At 40.7% G+C, this 18,727-nt stretch carries 16 protein-coding genes; 10 read left to right on the forward strand and 6 right to left on the reverse strand.

The window, feature by feature from the left end; genetic code table 11:
• Positions 1-5: 5 nt before the first annotated feature.
• The 3 genes from ASU03_RS05315 (at position 6) to ASU03_RS05325 (ending at position 2,631) form a co-directional block, all read left to right on the forward strand.
• Complete coding sequence (locus ASU03_RS05315; RefSeq protein ID WP_057830807.1) at positions 6-437, forward strand: DUF3019 domain-containing protein; 432 nt, start codon at positions 6-8, stop codon at positions 435-437.
• Positions 438-527: 90 nt separating this feature from the next.
• Positions 528-1,256, forward strand: a complete 729-nt coding sequence (locus ASU03_RS05320; RefSeq protein ID WP_057830808.1) for a response regulator — start codon at positions 528-530, stop codon at positions 1,254-1,256.
• A 46-nt stretch (positions 1,257-1,302) separates the two neighbouring features.
• Positions 1,303-2,631, forward strand: coding sequence for an ATP-binding protein (locus tag ASU03_RS05325; RefSeq protein WP_057830809.1), 1,329 nt, complete (start codon positions 1,303-1,305; stop codon positions 2,629-2,631).
• A gap of 398 nt (positions 2,632-3,029) precedes the next feature.
• Here the strand turns inward: ASU03_RS05325 and ASU03_RS05330 are convergent, their stop codons facing one another.
• The gene (locus tag ASU03_RS05330) at positions 3,030-3,527 is read right to left on the reverse strand and encodes a CreA family protein (RefSeq protein WP_057830810.1); all 498 of its coding nucleotides are present in this window, start codon (positions 3,525-3,527) and stop codon (positions 3,030-3,032) included.
• A 372-nt stretch (positions 3,528-3,899) separates the two neighbouring features.
• Here ASU03_RS05330 and ASU03_RS05335 point away from each other — a divergent pair, with 372 nt between their 5' ends.
• Both ASU03_RS05335 and ASU03_RS05340 read left to right on the forward strand, forming a co-directional pair.
• Entirely contained in the window at positions 3,900-5,966 is a 2,067-nt protein-coding gene (locus tag ASU03_RS05335) for a S9 family peptidase (protein ID WP_057830811.1), read from the forward strand.
• A gap of 426 nt (positions 5,967-6,392) precedes the next feature.
• On the forward strand, positions 6,393-8,318 hold the full coding sequence (locus tag ASU03_RS05340) for a methyl-accepting chemotaxis protein (protein WP_057830812.1): 1,926 nt from the start codon (positions 6,393-6,395) through the stop codon (positions 8,316-8,318).
• A gap of 254 nt (positions 8,319-8,572) precedes the next feature.
• On the opposite strand, the gene ASU03_RS05345 is transcribed toward ASU03_RS05340, so the two are convergent.
• Positions 8,573-10,576, reverse strand: a complete 2,004-nt coding sequence (locus tag ASU03_RS05345; protein WP_442855128.1) for a M13 family metallopeptidase — start codon at positions 10,574-10,576, stop codon at positions 8,573-8,575.
• 493 nt (positions 10,577-11,069) lie between these two features.
• Here ASU03_RS05345 and ASU03_RS05350 point away from each other — a divergent pair, with 493 nt between their 5' ends.
• Both ASU03_RS05350 and ASU03_RS05355 read left to right on the forward strand, forming a co-directional pair.
• Positions 11,070-11,594, forward strand: coding sequence for a phosphatase PAP2 family protein (locus ASU03_RS05350; protein ID WP_057830814.1), 525 nt, complete (start codon positions 11,070-11,072; stop codon positions 11,592-11,594).
• Between the two features lie 78 nt (positions 11,595-11,672).
• Positions 11,673-11,999, forward strand: coding sequence for a DUF2956 family protein (locus tag ASU03_RS05355; protein ID WP_057830815.1), 327 nt, complete (start codon positions 11,673-11,675; stop codon positions 11,997-11,999).
• A 66-nt stretch (positions 12,000-12,065) separates the two neighbouring features.
• On the opposite strand, the gene ASU03_RS21390 is transcribed toward ASU03_RS05355, so the two are convergent.
• The 4 genes from ASU03_RS21390 to ASU03_RS05375 form a co-directional block, all read right to left on the reverse strand.
• A complete protein-coding gene (locus ASU03_RS21390; protein WP_057830816.1) occupies positions 12,066-12,266 on the reverse strand; it encodes an FAD-dependent oxidoreductase in 201 nt (66 codons plus the stop codon).
• A gap of 50 nt (positions 12,267-12,316) precedes the next feature.
• Entirely contained in the window at positions 12,317-12,652 is a 336-nt protein-coding gene (locus ASU03_RS21395; RefSeq protein WP_057830817.1) for an FAD-binding oxidoreductase, read from the reverse strand.
• A gap of 195 nt (positions 12,653-12,847) precedes the next feature.
• Positions 12,848-13,816, reverse strand: a complete 969-nt coding sequence (locus ASU03_RS05370) for a dihydrodipicolinate synthase family protein (RefSeq protein ID WP_057831013.1) — start codon at positions 13,814-13,816, stop codon at positions 12,848-12,850.
• A 423-nt stretch (positions 13,817-14,239) separates the two neighbouring features.
• Complete coding sequence (locus ASU03_RS05375; protein WP_057830818.1) at positions 14,240-15,547, reverse strand: NAD(P)/FAD-dependent oxidoreductase; 1,308 nt, start codon at positions 15,545-15,547, stop codon at positions 14,240-14,242.
• Positions 15,548-15,700: 153 nt separating this feature from the next.
• Here ASU03_RS05375 and ASU03_RS21045 point away from each other — a divergent pair, with 153 nt between their 5' ends.
• From ASU03_RS21045 to ASU03_RS05390, 3 genes are all read left to right on the forward strand, one after another.
• The gene (locus ASU03_RS21045; protein ID WP_197411199.1) at positions 15,701-15,940 is read left to right on the forward strand and encodes a hypothetical protein; all 240 of its coding nucleotides are present in this window, start codon (positions 15,701-15,703) and stop codon (positions 15,938-15,940) included.
• A gap of 91 nt (positions 15,941-16,031) precedes the next feature.
• Positions 16,032-17,045, forward strand: a complete 1,014-nt coding sequence (locus ASU03_RS05385; protein WP_057830820.1) for a 4-hydroxyproline epimerase — start codon at positions 16,032-16,034, stop codon at positions 17,043-17,045.
• Between the two features lie 139 nt (positions 17,046-17,184).
• The gene (locus ASU03_RS05390) at positions 17,185-18,717 is read left to right on the forward strand and encodes an aldehyde dehydrogenase (NADP(+)) (RefSeq protein WP_057830821.1); all 1,533 of its coding nucleotides are present in this window, start codon (positions 17,185-17,187) and stop codon (positions 18,715-18,717) included.
• Positions 18,718-18,727: the final 10 nt, after the last annotated feature.

Here is an 18,727-nt window from a genome sequence, read left to right on the forward strand (position 1 = left end):
TGACTATGCTCTCTACAAAAATGAACAAGCAGCTGCAACGACTGCTATTACAACTTAAAACCTCTTGTTTGCTGCTATTGTTGTTAGCCATCAACTCGGTAGCTAATGCGACCGAGATACAAGCGAGTATGCAGGTAAGTCCAGAGCAATGTGTTGCTATGCGTCAGGGGCAGGTTTGTTATGTTTCGGTGCAGTTAAGCTGGCAAGTTACTACCCCAGGCAATTATTGCTTATATAGCTCGGCAGCGGCTAAAGCACTTAATTGCTGGGAAAACACCACTGAGGGTGAATTTAAAAAATCATTTGATAGTAAGGTCAATTTAGAGTTTTCATTAAGGCGACAAAATGACAGTTTATCGGTAGCAACCGCGGTAGTTAAAATGGCTTGGGTACATAAGAAAAAAGGTCAGCCCAGAAAATCATGGCGCATCTTTTAACAGAAAAATACATTATAGATATATTTCCTGGGATAACCGCGGCTCTTTCAGTTGAAAGGACCACTAAGACAAACATAGGAGAGTTAAGACATGGTAGCGCAAACGGGCTCGCATATTTTATTAGTGGAAGACGATATCGATCTCGCACAATGGATAGCCGACTATTTAACCGCGCGTGACTTTAAAGTCACCATCTGCCACCGAGGGGATGAAGCGGTGGTTCTTATTGGCTCACTTAATCCTGATATTGTTTTACTTGATGGCATGTTGCCCGGTATGGATGGACTTGATGTCTGCAAGACAGTCAGAGCAAGCTTTACTAATCCTATCATTATGATCACCGCACGTGATGAAGAAATCGATGAGGTGCTGGGGCTAGAGATGGGCGCAGATGACTATATCACTAAGCCCGTTCGAGCCAGGGTATTGCTGGCTCGGATTCGCGCTTTATTGCGTCGTAAGGAAAAGTCTCGTACAGCGTCTAGCCGTGTTGATGAGTTGGCGTCTAATGGTGTACTCAAATTCAGCGGTTTGGTGATTAGTGCACAGGCCCGCAGTGTCATCCTTGATGGCGAGTCGATAAAAATATCCTCTAATGAGTTTGATGTTTTATGGTTTCTTGCCAGCAAAGCGGGGCAAGTGGTGTCTCGTAAAGAGCTAGTGAGCCACTTTCGTGGCTTTGATTATGACGGTTTTGATCGCTCCATTGACTTACGCATATCAAGGTTACGAAAAAAACTAAAAGATGACTCTTCCGAGCCTTTTCGCATTAAAACCATTTGGGGTAAAGGCTACTTATTTGCCAAGGATGTTTGGTAATTAGCGTTTTATGCCTTATTTTAGACAATTTTCAGGGTAACTCTTTATGCGTAATTTAACGCTTTCTTTACTGGCGGTAGTGCTTATCGCGACGATTGGTTTAGGTTGGATGTTTGATGGCATTTATGAGCAATACTTAACGCAATATAATGACCAAGAGCAACAACAATCAACAACACAGCAAGATACCATCAGTGTTTTAGAGCAAGTAGGTACTCACTTGGCGGTAACGCTGTCGGCGCTCGATAACCGTCAAGAATTTATTGATAAATGGCCAAGCAAAGGTATATTGTCACTACGTTTACAGCCTTTAACAAACTTTCCTTTACCACAAGCATTACTTGACGATTTAACGGCCGGCCAGCCGTTACTTCTTGAAACCGATGATAGTATTGCCTTGCATTTTTATCTTGCTCGTACGGATGAACTTTTGGTTTTAACCACGCTGCCACAAACCGCTAATCAAGGTAACGCCTTATTGCCTATCTTTCTAACCAGCTTGTTTTATTTGGCGGTATTAGTCTTAATGCTATTGTGGATTTATCCGTTAGTAAAAAGATTAATGACCTTACGACAAGCGGCAAAATCATTTGGCGAAGGTAATTTAAATCAGCGTATAAATGTTGGCTCTATCTCTTATATTCGTGATTTAGAATTAGAGTTTAACCGTATGGCGCAGCGTATTGATGATTTAGTTACCGATATAAAGTTACTCAGTAGCGCTGTTTCTCACGATTTACGCACTCCCTTGGCACGTATTCGCTTTGGTATTGATACCATTCAAGAAGAAGATGATCCTGTTTTACGCAAACGTTTTGAGCAAAGGATCAGTGATAATGTTGATGAAATGGTTGATTTAGTAGAAAGCTTGCTCAGTTACGCGCGTTTAGATCAAACCTTAATCACCCTAAATAAAGCCCCGGTAGATTTTATATCCTTGATTAACACCAGCATTAACAATAAAAGCCAGGATGAAATTCAACTAACATTCAATGCACCGAAAAATCCAGTATTCGTTGATGGCGATTTATCCTATTTGATGATTATGATGAGTAATTTATTACAAAATGCCTATCAGTACTGCCATAGTCAAATTCAGGTAACCGTGGTAGAGCAGGGCAGTCATATTATTGTCACGGTTAGTGATGATGGCCAAGGTATTGCTATCGGACAAAGAGAACAAATCATGAAACCTTTTATTCGCGGTCAAGGTAGCGATAAAAAAGTAAAGGGTTACGGTATGGGACTTGCCATCGTTAAGCGAATTGTCGAGTGGCATCACGGTAATATCAGTATTGATAACTCAGCAAGTTTAAACGGAGCACAATTTAGCATAACGCTGCCTAAAGCTTTAAAGTATAAGAAAAGCGAGTAGAGCCAAAGTTATATCAACAAACAACAGGCAAAAAAAAACCACGTTATAAACGTGGCTAAAATAATCAGTGTAAGGGAATACAAATGATTAGGAACTTGGTTATCACTTAGTAAAGCAGCAATTTCTCTCTCTACCAAGGATGTAGAGTAATTATACTAATTATTTTTCGATTGTAAAGTTTATTTGTAATTTAATTACATATAGTGTTCTTTTGTTTTGTTTTTATAGGGTTTAATCTGTTTTTGGTTTGTTTGTTGAGCTATACACGTGTATTTTGTTTGTTTTAAATTCACTTGTGATTATTAAATTACAATAGGAGTCGTTCTTGATGATGTGGTCTGGCAGGGCTAAGCTATCACGCATGGCTAGATTTGTGATAGCCATTTTAAGGTAAAATATTAATGTTTGATATTAACGACGGGCTCTATATAAGCTTTAGTTCCCCACAATGGCACGGTTGAAAGACTGTGCTTAAAGCTACCTGAGGTTTCTTTTGTCGCATACGATAAGTACATAAGAGTTTGGTTTTTAGCGTCAAAAATACGTCTTATTTTCATGGTTTTAAAAAAGATACTTTTTGATTTTTTAAAAATCACCTCGCCAGATTTACTTTTATCTATTTGAGCAATCATTTCAGCGGTAATATTACCTGTTTGTCGACAGGAAATTGAGCTGTCGCTAGGGTCTGATAAACTGAAACTCGCTTCTATACTGGCTACGTGGCAGGTAACACCGGTTACAACTGGATCAATCATGGTATTGAGTTTTATATCTTTGAGTGTGAACATGCCTAATGAAATATTACCAACATCATCATTTGATAAGCGATTAATGATGAAGAAAGTGATCACTAATAAGATGAGGATTGCACCGTAAATTTTTATCTTTTTTAACATGTTTATTTCCATTTAAATGGTTATTTTATTAACGTCACTGATGCTTTAAATGCCAATGAAGTGAGTAAATTATTTCTTGATCCGCCAAGACCGGCTAGATATTAACGGACATTGCTCTTATTTAAAATAAAAAAGTTATCATGGCCAAGGCTTCAAGCTTCTAGCTTCTAGCACCATCCGATAGTTACTTACCTAAACGGTTGAACGGGCTTTGGTTAACGCTTGCGACTAATGAACCAAGATATAAGGTAGAACCCAGTGAGCCCCCTGTGAAAGCTCGTTATTTTGTATACACTATTAGTCTTAATAAAAACCTTTAATCAAATAATGGTGAGTACATGTTTGGCCCACCTTTAGTCTTGGAGTAAACCAATGCGCTTTTTTTCTCGCTTTTCTTATCGATTAGTTTTAGCTGTTAGTGTCTTAAGCACACCATTTATCACGGTAGCTAATAGTCCTGTAGATAAAAACCTTTTCGAAGCTAAAGATATTTTCTCGTTAGAATATGCCAGTGATCCGCAAATATCTCCGGATGGCAGTAAGATTGTTTATATCAGAAATTCCAATGACATCATGACCGATAATAAGAATAAAAACTTGTGGTTGATTGATGTTAAAACTAAGCAGCAGTTGCCGATTTTTTCGGATGAGAAGCAGTATTCTCAGCCGCGCTGGTCAGCAGATGGTGAAAAAATTGCTTTTATCAGTAACCTAACCGGCAGTTACCAAATACATGTGCATTATCTGCAGCAAAATCGCACGGCACTTGTTAGTCAGCTACAAAGCGGCATTGCTAGTTTGACTTGGTCACCTGATGGTAAATGGCTAGCGTTTAGCCAACTTGTTGCTGGTCAGGCAACCGTGCTTGCAAAAATGCCGAAAAAACCCAAAGGCGCTAAGTGGTCTAAACCTGTGATTGTTATTGATAAAGCTTATTATCAAGCCGATGGACGAGGGTTAGTTAAACCGGGTTATAAGCATATTTTTGTGTTACCGAGTGACGGTGGAACGCCACGTCAGCTTACTCAAGGTGACTTTCATCACAGAGGAAAACTTACTTGGAGTCATAGCAGTGATGCCATTGTTTTTTCAGCAAATCGTATAAAAGATTGGGAATATAAGTCACTTGAAGGCAACTTGTATCAAGTGGCTTTAGCCGATGGTGAACTTAAGCAATTAACCTCACAGCCAGGTAAAGAGTTTAATCCTGTCTTTTCAGCGAATGGTAAAAAACTCGCCTTTTTATCTACTTCCAATGCTTTAAACCCATATCGTAATGCCAAATTGAACATTATGGATTGGAAAACTAAAAAAGTGACTAAGATTGCTAGTGACTTTGACCGATCAATAAGAGAGCCACAATGGTTATCTAGCTCACTATTAGCCATAAGCTATGATGATTTTGGTAAACGAAAGCTTGCTACCATTAGTACTAAAGGCAAAATAAAGGATCTAACCGATACGCTTGCCGGTACCAGTATTGGTAGACCTTATATCAGTGGTAGCTTTACCGCTTCAAACGAAGGCTATATGGCATTTACTCAAGGTAGTTCTTCTCGTCCAGCGGATGTTGCTGTCATTAATACCCGAAAAAAACTATCAAAGTTAACGCAATTAAATGAAGATTTATTTGGTCATAAAACCTTAGGTCAAGTACATGAAATTCGTTATAACTCGTCATTTGATGGTGAGCCTATGCAAGGGTGGTACATTACCCCGCCAAACTTTGATCCTAAGAAAAAGTACCCCTTGATTCTAGAAATTCATGGTGGTCCACATTTGGCTTATGGCCCGCACTTTTCCGCTGAATTACAACGATTCGCCGCACAAGGCTATGTGGTTTTCTATGATAACCACCGCGGAAGTAGCTCTTATGGTGAGCGTTTTGCCATGTTATTAAAATACAAATATAGCTCTATCGAAGACTTTGCCGATCATGACTCAGGTGTCGATGCCATGGTGGACTTAGGTTTTATCGATGAAAATAACTTGTTTATTGCCGGCGGATCTGCCGGTGGTATAGCCACAGCCTATGCCATTGGCTTAACCGATCGCTTTTCCGCTGCAGTTGTGGTCAAACCGGTTATTAACTGGTTAAGTAAAGTACTTACCGCGGATAGTGGTTTAGGGCAAATCCCGACGCAATTTCCTGGCATGCCATGGGAACATGTTGAGCATTACTGGAAGCGCTCACCTATGTCACTGGTGGGTAATGTCACTACACCCACTATGTTGATAACCGGAGAAGAAGATTTACGTACACCAATGGCGCAAACAGAACAATTTTATCAAGCACTTAAATTAAGAAAAATCGATACTGTGTTAATTAAAGTGCCGGGTTCACCACACGGTATTGCCGGTAAACCATCAAGAATGATTACAAAAATAGAGCATAGTCTTGCTTGGTTTGAGAAGTACACTAGCGTGCCAGAAAAATAATCTAGCTTTAGTCATGTTGCCATAAGTAGTTATCATGAAGACAATAGGATAACTACTTAAAAACTAAGCCTTACGGCTTGTTTTTTATCTGTTTTTTATTTTAGAAAAATGACTAACGGCCGATAACTCTATATAACTGTTAGTTTTTCATCATTTGAAATTAACAGTCTGCTTATGGAGAGTATTTTAAACCAGCCCTGCGGGGTCGTCTGAGCAAATCATGCTTTTAGTTGCCTCCTTTGTTAAGGGAATCATCCTTAATAAAAGAAGGCACCTTGATCATGAACCGCTCAAGCATCCTCAAGCACGCAGCTACAAGTAGCTTGGGGGATATATAGTCGGATATTTTAAGTTATTGTAAATTTTTAGTTCTTATTTTAGTCCCAGTATCAATTCGCTTTTACTTGCAAAGGAAGAGATTTATCTATGTTGAATTTAACTATTCGCCGTAAAGTTGTACTTACTACCTTGACTGCCGTGGTGCTATCTATTGTCATCGTTAGTGCTTTTGCTCTTAGCTCAAGTCGAGCCATAATTTTGGAAGCCGCCATTGAAAGAGAACTACCGGCAGCACTGGGTGAGGTTGCCAATGATTTAAAGGCACATTTGCTGTTACCCATTACGGTATCGCAAACCATGTCGACTAACCTTTATGTTCAGCAGTTTATTGCTAATGGAGAGCAACGAGGTGAGCAGCAACAAGTTATCTCTTATTTAAACAATATTCAGCGTGAATTTGATACCATTAGCGCTTTTATCGTCTCAGTCAATACCGGTCACTACTTCACCCCAGGTGGACTTTTTAAAACTTTATCGCCACAAGGTAATAATGATCAATGGTTTTATAATTTTATCAATAGTGGCAAGCAATATGAACTTGTTCTTGATATTGATGAACAAACAAATATCCCCACCTTATTTATTAATTACTTAATGAGAGTCTCAGGTGAGCCTAGCGCTATAGTGGGGGTGGGTTTATCATTAGAGAATATGGCGCAAACTATTAGCCAATACCGTCTTGCAAAAACGGGTAAGGTCTTTTTAGTTGATGAGCAGGGCAAAATAAAACTTCATCCGAATACCCAACTAATTGGCAAGTCTTTGGCTGATCTCGGCGTTAAAAATAGCCAGAGTTTGTTATCGAAAGCACAATTTACCTCAACTGAGTTTACCCGCAACGGGGTAACAACCCTTATGGCAAGTCGCTATATTGACAATATAGGCTGGTATGTCGTGGCAGAGGTTCCCAAAGAAGAGGTACTTGGCGCGTTAACTCAAGCGACTTGGAAACTCGTTATGATGGGGCTAATTATTGCGGTAATTTCTGCCTTGGTTAGCACTTGGCTAATCTCTCGGTTAATTTCGCCCTTTGGTCAGTTGGCTGATATGTTGGCCGAAATTGGTGAAGGTGGTGGCGACTTAACCCGTCGTTTAGATGATTCACGTCAAGACGAAGTAGGTATTATGGCAAGGGGGTATAATCAATTTGTTAGCCATTTAAGCGAAATAATGCAACAGGTTTCCAATACCGCTAATGAACTTGCGGTTGCCATTGAAGAAATAGACTCACAAGCTAAATCAATGGAAGCTGAAATTAATGAGCAAGTGAGTCGCGTTGAGCAAATTGCCACGGCGATGCATGAAATGGGCATGACCGCAGAAGAAATTGCCGGCAGTGCAAATAATGCCGCACAAAGTGCACAATCTGCTGATGCAACGGTGCAGCAAGGTAACGACTCGGTAGTACAAACCATCTCTAGCGTTTCAGCGATGAGTGCGCAGCTCATCTCTACCAGTGCTATGATCACACAATTGGCCGAAGATGCCCGCTCTATTGATACGGTTGTTGAAGTAATACGTAGTGTTTCTGAGCAAACTAACTTATTGGCCCTTAATGCCGCTATTGAAGCTGCCCGTGCTGGCGAACAAGGACGAGGTTTTGCCGTGGTTGCAGATGAAGTCAGGACCTTGGCATCACGCAGTCATGATTCGACCGAAGAGATCAGAAATATTATTGAAAAACTTCAAGCTAAAACAGAAGAGGTAGTTGCCGCGATTGCTCAAAGCACAGAGCTCAGTACTAACAGTCAAACCGAGGCGAGTAACTCAGGTAAACACTTAAAAAGTATTTCGGCAAGTATCGCTATTATGAATGAGATGAATTTGCAAATTGCTACGGCGACAGGAGAGCAATCGAATGTGGTCGGTGAAATTAATCCTCATGTTAGTGCCGTTGCTGATATTTCACGCGCCAATAGCCAGATAGTGCAGCAAACCTCTATTGCTTGTAGTGAGCTTAGAGAGAAAGCCATGCATTTAAATGAGCTAGTATCACGTTTTAAGTTTAATTAATATTAATGGCCTAAATATCCAATAACGTCGTTGCTTTCAATCACAATAGCTAGCTATTGCTCAATCAAGCGTCTTGTTTTTGAACATTTATTCTCATTGAATTTAATTGCTTTAACATAAAATTCATTTATTACAGCTTTCTCTGATAATAAAATTTAAAATATCATCCTACGAAATTAAAATGCCAGTCACATTATGACTGGCATTTTTAATCGGAGTTTTTCCGTTAAACGACTATTACTGTATTAACATAATTACCAAATGCGCACACGCTCATCTTCTGGTAAATAAAGCGCATCACCTGGTTGTACGTCAAAGGCTTTATACCAAGCATCGTGGTTACGTGGCGCTTGTGCACGGAAACGTCCTGGTGCATGTGTACCACCACGTAATTGGTTTAACATACTCTTTTCAGTACGTTTTTCTTTCCATACTTGTGCCCATGCTAAGAAGAAACGTTGGTCACCGGTAACACCGTCAATAATAGGCGCTGTTTTACCATTTAAACTCAATTTATAAGCATGGTAAGCCATGGCTAAGCCACCAACATCACCAATATTTTCGCCCAAGCTGTTACGGCCGTTTACAAAGTTATCTGGGATGGCTTCATACTTATTGTATTGCGCCACTAATTGATCGGTTTTTGCATCAAAAGCGTCCCTGTCTTCATCAGTCCACCAATTGCGTTGTATACCATTTTCATCAGACTTTGAACCTTGATCATCAAAGCCATGGCCCATTTCATGACCAATTACCGCACCAATGGCGCCGTAGTTAACCGCAGCATCGGCATTTGGATCGAAAAATGGCGGTTGTAATATTGCTGCAGGAAAGACAATTTCATTAAATGAACTGTTGTAGTAGGCGTTAACACGTTGTGGCGTCATACCCCAACGATCACGGTCGGTTTTCTTTAACTCTTTGGCGACGCTATCGGCATTAAAAAATTGACGTAGGTTTTTAATGTTACCTACTAAATCAGTTTTAGATATTGTTACCCCGTCAAACTCCTGCCATACATCAGGGTAACCAATTTTAGGGGTAAATGCGGCAAGCTTAGCATGCGCGTTAACTTTCGTTTCATCGCTCATCCAGTCAAGTCCGTCGATACGTTGGCCCAGAGCCGTACGTAAATTTTCAACTAGCTGCGCCATTTGTACCTTTGAGCTTTCAGGGAAGTAGCGAGCAACATAGACTTTACCAATAGCAAAACCTAATGATTCTGTGTTTGACATTTCACCAATAGCACGTTTCCAACGTGGACGGGGCTCTTGTTGACCATTTAATTCTGTACCATAAAAAGCAAAATTAGCGGCATAAATGTCATCAGACAATAAAGCTGCATTGCCACTAATGGTATGATAAGTTAAATAATCTTGCCAAACTGCTAACGTCTCTGAGTTGATTAAAGCAATCATGGCTTTTACCGGCTCAGGCTGAGAAATATTAAGTTGCGGCACTTTATAACCTGATTGAGCAAAGTAAGTATCCCAGTCAAAGTCAGGGTATTGCTTAGCTAAATCAGCACGTTTTACTTGATTTAAGCTTAAATCACGATTACGACGTTTCTCACGTGGCCAGTGTCCTTGGGCTATTTTCGTTTCCAGTGCCAAAACATGCTCGGCCCGTGCTTGGCCATTTTCAATACCGGCAAAAGCTAGCATAGTCGCAATATGTGCTGTATAGGCATTACGAATATCTTCAAAACGTTCATTGTCTTCTAAGTAGTAAGAACGGTCTGGCAGACCTAAACCACCAGCACCAATCGACATTTCATATTGGTTTGGATCTAAACGGTTAAACCACATATAGCCACCAATCGGAGACTCGGTCCCCGTTAACCATGCCTCACCAAAAATCTTGGTTAAATCACGGGTACTTTTTACTGCGCTAATTTGAGTTAAAGTCGCCTGAATAGGGCTGATGCCTAATTTATTGACCGCATCAGTGTCCATATATGCCTGATAAAAATCAGCAATTAGTTGTTCATCGGCGTTGAGACTGCTACGGCTGGTAATATCATCAATAATTTCTTTCACTTGTGTTTCACTGCGCTCAGCTAAAGCAGTAAAGGCACCAAAGCGCGTTTTATCGGCAGGCATAACAAAATTGTCATACCAAGTGCCGCTGGCATACATAAAGAAGTCATCACCGGGCTTTATTGCTTCATTGCGGGCGCTTAAATCAACACCAAAGCTACCAAGCTCTGCTTTGCTGGCGGTAACACTTTTATTGCTGTCATTACTCGCTTCAAACATGCCACAACCACCAAGAAAGGTAGCTGCCAAGGCAAGGGCTATCAAAGATTTTTTCATGAAATTGTTCTCTTTTTAAATTGATTTTTGTAGTTATCTACTAACTGGCTGTCGTTAATTAGTAAGCCAAGTAAACAGCGACATTAAAACAAGCCGCTTAACTTTTGTTTTGATACGTTATGCTTGTATTGGCTGCTTTATAATATTATTGCTTTTCATGAGCAGCCAATATTTATCGGCTTACCCTAGCATTCTTAACTCTACCATTTTCTCGTATGTTAAAAAAATGTCAACTAGGATGCGTTTAACGGTCGTGTTTATTCGATGAGATTATTGTCACAGCAACTTTACACACGGGTATCGTCAGGCAATTAAAACAAACATTGTCATGCAAGTTTGTTGTTAATAAAGTTAGATCCTGCTAAATGAACTTTGCAATTATTGCTTTGGCTAGGTATAAAGGCGACCTCGATTTATTATTTTATGAGTTAGTTTAGTGAAGACGTTTTTATTTATATTTTTATTACTGGTAACAGCTCCGGTACTGGCAAAGTCTAACCTGGGAAAATCAGGTGATATTATGCACTTACTTTTACCCGCTGTGGCTTTAGGTGCAAGCTTAGTGATAGAGGATAACTATCAAGGTAGTTGGCAGCTTATTAAGTCAGGGCTAGTGTCTCGTGTTGCAGTGGAAGGGCTAAAGTTCGCCGTAGATAAAGACAGACCAGACGGCTCTGGTGATGACTCATTTCCTTCAGGTCATACCGCCGATAGTTTTGCCGCGGCAACCTTTATTCAACAGCGTTATGGCTGGCAATGGGCCATTCCCGCTTATATCGGTGCCACTTTTGTTGGCTATAGTCGCGTACAAAGTGATAAACACTATGCGATAGATGTATTAGCTGGGGCTGCTATTGGTATTCTTTCAGGGTTATATTTTACCGAACCCTATTCAGGTATTACTATTTCACCTAACGCTAGCCGTGGTCATTATGGCTTAAACTTTAGTGGCACTTTTTAATGGGGCCTTGGCTAAGTAAGCGATTTTCATGGTGAATATGAAAACATCAAAAAAAACAGATAAGAGTAGCAGCAAACAATGACTAATAAAGTATCAAAAGAAACCCAAGAGCAAGCCCTGAAAGTGGCGAAAGGCAGACAAAAAAAAGGCCAAAGCAAAGAGCAAACCAAACTTATTGCCCAAGGAATTGAAAAGGGTATTAGTGAATATAAAAAGCAGCAAAGTAAAAAGTCTCGTGAGCGAGACAAAGACCGCAAGCAGCAAGTGAAACAAAAGCAACGCGCCGATGAAGAGCTAGCAGGTGTGGATAAACTAAGTGACGTTAACAGTACAACGAATAAGCTACCGTGGCTCTTATTAGGCTTAAGTTGGCTGGGTTTTATTAGCTACTTACTGCTTAGCTAATACACTTCAGCGCGGCTAGGCACCATGGTGCCTTTATTTTCCCTTGAAACGGTAGTTATCTTTATGCTAGTTAAAGCGACTTATGCAAAAAGCGCTTACGTAGATTTCGCTTGCTGGCTTAGTCACTAGCTGGCCAATAAGTTTGCCAGAAATAGCACCTTGCGTTAAGCCTAAATGTTGATGACCAAGGGCAAATAATACTTTGTCATGGTTTGGTGCTTGGCAAATAACCGGTAGAGAATCAGGCAATGATGGACGACAGCCCATCCAAGCTTCTTGCTCAGGTTTTTGTTCGCTTTCCTGTTTAGGACGCGTCTTTAAAATAAAGGGGCATTATCTTTTAACATCTCAGCGCGTTTATAATTTGCCGGTGCGTTCAGGCCGGAATATTCAACCTTACCTGCTAACCTTAAGGTTTTCTCCATCGGAGTAATGATAAAGCGGCGTTCAGCGGAAGCTACGGGGCGGGATAATAGGGTGGTATCTTGTTCGTTAATAGGTAAATGATAGTTAAGGCCCTTTAATAACTCTTTTGACCAAGCCCCACAAGCAACAACACAATGATCAAAAGTTAAGTTTTCTTGATCCGATTTAATAGTAACACCGAAATCACTCTGAGCTACTTGTGTGACTGCGCTTTGCTGGAAAGTCATGCCTTTGCTTTTGGCAAATTCGCTAAGAGCAACACTTAACGCTACCTGGTCAAATGTTTAGAAGAACTCAGTCAACCCGAGCCTGACATAGAATCATTGCTACCTTGGGATCTAAAAACTCGGTGCCAATCCGGAGACGGACACAAAAAAAGCCCCGTAAAAACGGAGCTTTCTTTTTTTGAATATTTGCAAGGATCAGTCTATTAAATCCAGAAGTTCAAGTCTTTCTTTTGCTAGACTATATCTTGCGCGGACATCATCAATTTGCTGTTGAGTTAATTTCTTACCAAAGGTACGAAGCCCTCCAGCAGCATCATTATGATGAATTCCCATAGCAAACTTAAGATATTCCATAAGCAGCGGCTGAGCATCAAGATACGATAGGGAATTCATAGCCTGAGAAATTTTGTTTGCCTCATCCCATTCTCCTTTTAAAACATATTCCTGCATAGTAACACTAGCTTTTGGGAAGATAGTACCTACACCTGTAATCCCACCGCATGCTCCAGCAAGTCCTGCATGTACAGTGACAGTGTCAACACCGGCCAAAATTTTTAAATCTTTGTTCTCTAACATCAGCGTCTCAATAGTTGAAACATCTGTAGTCGATATTTTAAGAGCAGTTACTGCAGGTAGAACAGAAAGTCTTCTAAGAACATCAGTTGAGAGTGCATGATAGCCGGCTGCATCAGGGTTGTTATAAGGCATAATTGTTACGCCTGCCTCTTTTGCAGTTGCTTCAGCAAGCGCATAGTACGCATACATTTCTTCATCAGAAGGAACCGCCTTAGTTTTTGGCGGCATGACCATGACTGTATCCACTCCAACCGTTGCGAGTCCTTCAATGATTTTGGCAAGCTCTTCCTTAGTTTCTGCCGCAGCTCCACTGATCAACGGGACATTGTATTCTTTAGCAACCTCAGAAAGGCATTTAAGTAAAGCAAGACGCTGTTCGGTGCTCAGGTAGCTATTCTCACCCAGAGTACCTGAAGCGACAAGTCCGCCCATTCTGCTTCCGCCCTTTCCCTGAGCTTTTAAAACACCTGCGGCCTGTTTTTGTGTTGCATCAAAGTCAATTTCAAGGGCACCGGATTCTGACTCTTTTAGCCAGGTAAACACGGCCGGCATCACCGTATATCGCCAATCTGTACTATTTGTTTCCATCATATTTTCTCTTGTTTAAAAATAATATTGAATATTGAATACATTATACCATTTAAATTACCTCAGGCAAAGCCGGAGGCTTATTGGGTTACGCCCAAAGCGTATTACATGCCAAACTTCAGTTGGTCCCCGAACTCATCATTTTTCTCTTGATTTCGGATATATACCCAAGCCACCTCAATCCTGCACTTTGATTGGTCACGGGTATAAACCTATGCGAGTCACCCCAGCATAGCTGGGGGGGTTATCAATGTTTAATTAAATTATGTCAATAAAACTATGCAAGCAAGCTTCAATTTTGGCTGTTGAATTTATCCTATTCATTAAGCGTTCTGTGAGATTTTCTACAAGTGATTTAGTTTGGTCATTTTTTTTCAAAAATGAACTGTTCAATTTTTACTGTCGCAGTTGCCTGAGTTAATGCTAGTTAAAGCGACTAATACAAAAAGGACTAACGTCAATTTCTGTCTTTTTCTTCGTGACTAATTGACCAATTAGTTTGCCGGTAATAGCTCCTTGGGTTAGACCTAAGTGCTGATGGCCAAGAGCAAAAAATATTTTATCGTGATTTGGCGCTTGGCAAATAACAGGTAAAGAGTCAGGTAATGATGGGCGACAACCCATCCAGCTTTCTTCTTTAGTTGCATGTTCAGACTGTTGTTCAGGTAAGGTTTTTAAAATAAACCTGGCATTTTCTTTTAACATCTCCGCTCGCCGATAATTTGCTGGTGCGTTCAGCCCTGCATATTCAACTGTGCCAGCTAGGCGCAATATTTTATCCATCGGGGTAATGATAAAGCGACGTTCCGCAGAAGCTACGGGGCGAGATAAGAGGGGCACAGCCTGTTCGTTAACGGCTAAACTCAAGCTATAACCACGTTCAGCCTCAATAGGCAGATGATAGTTTAAACCCTTTAACAACTCTTTTGACCAAGCCCCACAAGCAACAACACAGTAATCAAAAGACAAGCTATCTTGCTCTGTTTTTACCGTGACACCATTACCGTTATTACTAGCGCTCTGAGTTATGTTTGTTACGGCTGCTTGTTGAAAAGTCATACCTTTACTTTTAGCAAAGTCGGCCAGTGTTCTGCTCAATGCTAAGGGGTCAATGGTATGAGCAACATCAGTAAAAAATAAAGAATAATTAATATTGTCATGTAAGTTTGGCTCAAGCTTAAGTGTTTCTGTTCTGTCTAATAACGTTACGCTAATACCTGCGCCTTGATAGTGTTGATGCATAGCCTCCACTTTACTAATTTCATTGGTTTCAAATACTAATAAAGACCCCTGCATGCTAATTAAATGCTCTGCATTAGCCTTTTTCAATAATATTTGATAATGGCTGATGGCATTTTTATTGAGTGCTTGTATAGCAAGGGTGTTTTTAGCACGTAAACTTGGACGCATATTATTAAAAAACTGCATAAACCAAGGAATTGCTTTAACAAAGTGCTTAGCAGATAAAGACACAGGACCAAGCGGGTCAAGCAGTAACTTCGGCATTTGCCATAATAGTGAGGACTCGGCCAATGGAAATACTTGTTCAGTAGCAAAATGACCAGCATTGCCTTTTGAACAGCCCAAACCTATACCTTCTTTATCAAGTAAGGTGACTTGATAACCTAGACTTTGTAATTCTAAGGCACAATTTATACCAATAATTCCGGCACCAATTACCGCAACCGTTTGTTGTTTTTTATCTTTTTTTTGGTTTATATCTGTATACATTAATTTACACCTTGTGGTGGCTAGAGGTCTAAGTCGCTATTATTACTAGGTATTGCTACTGGCTATTAAGTAAGGAAAATTATACTTGCCATCTTAAACGGATTGTATACAATATACTTAAATTTGACTAGCAATAGTTTATCAAAATCAATTGTGTTACTAAACGGAATTATTGTCGAAGTAGACGTCGGATTTAACATCGACAGAAAAATCGACATTACTAATAGTTGTGAAAAGGTACAAAAACGATTGGTATATTATCACAAAGAATTTAGCGAGTTAACACGTGCGCCACGTATGCCGTTCATTGGTGAAGAACGTGCTAACGTTGAACGCATCTATAATGAAGCGGTTGCTGACCGCATCGATTTGAGCAAATTTAACTTAGATTAATTGCTTTATTAGCAATTGACGGGGAAGAACAGGAATTTAATTTCCGTGCTTTCCTTTAGTCAGTTAAAAAGGAATTATTATTGGGGACATTATGGTTAAGGGCACATTTTTTTGTATCGACGCACACACGTGCGGTAATCCGGTTCGTTTAGTAACCAGTGGTCACCCTCATTTAGTCGGTGAGACCATGAGTGAAAAGCGTCTAGATTTTATTGAACGCTTTGATTGGATCCGTCAAGGATTGATGTTTGAACCGCGCGGCCACGACATGATGTCAGGCGCGTTTTTGTATCCACCCTGTAGTGCTAATGCTGATGCGGCCATTCTATTTATTGAAACCTCTGGCTGCCTTCCTATGTGTGGTCATGGTACTATCGGTACTATTACCGCGGGCTTAGAAAATGGTCTTATTACCCCGAAAATCCCAGGAAAACTCATTATTGATGTTCCCGCCGGTCAGATTGCTATTGAGTATCAAGAAAATAATGGCAAAGTCTCTAGCGTTAAAATATTTAATGTCGCCGCTTATTTAGCACATCGTGACATCACTCTTGATATTCCCGGCCTAGGCCAGTTAATTGTTGATGTATCTTACGGCGGAAATTTTTATGTCATTGTCGAACCACAAGAAAATTTCCCCGGTATTGACCAATGGAGCGCTGCAGATATATTGAAGTGGAGCCCGATAGTGCGTGAAGTTGCCAGCAAGTCGCTTGACTGCGTTCACCCAGAAGATGCCAGTGTTAATGGCATCAGTCACGTTTTGTGGACAGGAATCCCACAAACCCAAGGCTCAGATGCCGCCAATGCGGTGTTTTATGGTGATAAAGCTATTGATCGCTCACCATGTGGCACTGGCACGAGTGCTAGAATGGCGCAGTTATTTGCCAAAGGTGAATTAGCTGTTGGCGATACCTTTGTACATGAGAGTTATATTGGTAGTCAATTTACCGGCAAGATTGAAAGCGTAGTTGAGCTTAATGCCTCAGGTAAGACAATCACTGCCATTATGCCGAGCATCGAAGGTTGGGCAAAAGTGTTTGGTAAAAACTGCATTACCATCGATGACGATGACCCTTATGCTTTTGGTTTTAGTGTTAAGTAGCGTAAGTAAAATGAATAACTCATTCATAACGAGTAGTAAAAATTTCAGATGAAGGGATAACGAGTCCTTTCGTTAAACCCAAATTATACCCAGTGTGCTTATTTGATAAGGGCACCAAGCAACATAAGTGAGTAAGAAGATGACAATAACAGGACAAAATTTAATTGCTGGCGAATGGTCAGGTAAGACTGAAGGTGGCTTTAAAGCTTTTAATGCCCAAACACATAAGGCAATTGATATTGAATTTGCTGATGCGACTGAGCTTGAAGTAAATACTGCCATCAACCGTGCAAATGAAGCTTTCACTTCTTATAGCCAGTTAAGTGCAACAAAACGCGCTACTTTCTTACGTGCTATTGGTGCGGAGATTCTTGCCTTAGGTGACGAGCTAGTTGAAACCGCTTGTGCTGAAACAGGTCTTCCGGCAATGCGCATTCAAGGCGAACGCGGCAGAACTATTGGTCAACTTGGACTTTTTGCTGATCTATTGGAAGCCGGAGAGTATCAAGGCGTTATTGAACAGGCTAACAACGATCGTCAGCCGTTACCAAAACCTGATACTCGTTTAGGTTATTTACCTTTAGGTGTTGTTGGTGTTTTTGCGGCAAGTAATTTCCCGCTTGCCTTTTCTACAGCCGGTGGTGATACCGCCTCTGCGTTAGCTGCAGGTTGTCCTGTGGTAATGAAAGCACACGCGGCACATCCTGCCACTGCTGAATTAGTTGCCAGAGCAATACTCAAAGCGATTGAAAGCTGTGACTTAGATCGCGGTGTTTTTTCCCTTATCCAAGGTAAAAACTATGCCATCAGTACGCAAATTGTTACTCATCCATTAGTTAAAGCCGTTGGTTTTACTGGCTCTGAACGTGTTGGTATGATTTTACAAGCGCAAATTCATCAACGCCCTGAGCCTATTCCTTTTTATGGTGAGCTAGGTAGCATTAATCCACAATTTATTATGCCGAATAAAGTTGCCCAAGACGGCGCTGAAATAGCACAAGGCTTAGTTGCTTCATTAATGATGGGCCAAGGCCAGTTTTGTACCAGCCCTGGCGTTTGGGTTGTAGTGGGCAGTGAAGACAGTAAAAGTTACCAAACCTTTATCACTTCAGCTAGCGAAGCGTTAGCGCAGCAAGCAGCGGGTGTTATGTTAACGCCAGCAATGTGTGCTAGCTACAATTCTGCTGTAGCAGAACGCAAAATACTTAGCGGTGTTAGCTTATTATCAACAGGTCAAGCTGGCAATGAGCAAGAATGTTCAGCGTCTTTATTTGCTACAGACCTAGCTACCTTTGCTAAAACACCATTACTACAAGAAGAAGTATTTGGTTTTAGCGCCTTAGTTGTCCGTTGTGCAGACATGGCTGAAATGATGCAGTTGGTTAGCCTTCTTAAAGGTAACTTAACCGCAAGTATTCATGGCTTAGACAGTGATTTAGCTACCTCGAAAGAGCTAAGTCTTAGCCTTGCCCATAAAGTGGGCCGCTTGATTTACAATCAAATGCCTACTGGTGTTGAAGTATGTGCCTCAATGAACCACGGTGGACCATTCCCAGCATCAACCAATATCAGAACAACATCAGTGGGCAGTGAAGCCATTAGCCGCTTTAGACGTCCTATCTGTTATCAAAATATGCCAGCAGAGTTGTTACCGACCTTGTTGAAAGATTAGTTTTAAGACC

The sequence above is a fragment of the Colwellia sp. TT2012 genome (assembly GCF_001440345.1).
GTDB lineage: Bacteria > Pseudomonadota > Gammaproteobacteria > Enterobacterales > Alteromonadaceae > Colwellia.

Coding starts and splice junctions, on each gene's coding strand:
- ASU03_RS05315 (WP_057830807.1), top strand. CDS start 6: ATGCTCTCTACAAAAATGAACAAGCAGCTGCAACGACTGCTATTACAA.
- ASU03_RS05320 (WP_057830808.1), top strand. CDS start 528: ATGGTAGCGCAAACGGGCTCGCATATTTTATTAGTGGAAGACGATATC.
- ASU03_RS05325 (WP_057830809.1), top strand. CDS start 1,303: ATGCGTAATTTAACGCTTTCTTTACTGGCGGTAGTGCTTATCGCGACG.
- ASU03_RS05330 (WP_057830810.1), bottom strand. CDS start 3,527: ATGTTAAAAAAGATAAAAATTTACGGTGCAATCCTCATCTTATTAGTG.
- ASU03_RS05335 (WP_057830811.1), top strand. CDS start 3,900: ATGCGCTTTTTTTCTCGCTTTTCTTATCGATTAGTTTTAGCTGTTAGT.
- ASU03_RS05340 (WP_057830812.1), top strand. CDS start 6,393: ATGTTGAATTTAACTATTCGCCGTAAAGTTGTACTTACTACCTTGACT.
- ASU03_RS05345 (WP_442855128.1), bottom strand. CDS start 10,576: ATGTTTGAAGCGAGTAATGACAGCAATAAAAGTGTTACCGCCAGCAAA.
- ASU03_RS05355 (WP_057830815.1), top strand. CDS start 11,673: ATGACTAATAAAGTATCAAAAGAAACCCAAGAGCAAGCCCTGAAAGTG.
- ASU03_RS21390 (WP_057830816.1), bottom strand. CDS start 12,266: ATGGGCTGTCGTCCATCATTGCCTGATTCTCTACCGGTTATTTGCCAA.
- ASU03_RS21395 (WP_057830817.1), bottom strand. CDS start 12,652: ATGACTTTCCAGCAAAGCGCAGTCACACAAGTAGCTCAGAGTGATTTC.
- ASU03_RS05370 (WP_057831013.1), bottom strand. CDS start 13,816: ATGGAAACAAATAGTACAGATTGGCGATATACGGTGATGCCGGCCGTG.
- ASU03_RS05375 (WP_057830818.1), bottom strand. CDS start 15,547: ATGTATACAGATATAAACCAAAAAAAAGATAAAAAACAACAAACGGTT.
- ASU03_RS05385 (WP_057830820.1), top strand. CDS start 16,032: ATGGTTAAGGGCACATTTTTTTGTATCGACGCACACACGTGCGGTAAT.
- ASU03_RS05390 (WP_057830821.1), top strand. CDS start 17,185: ATGACAATAACAGGACAAAATTTAATTGCTGGCGAATGGTCAGGTAAG.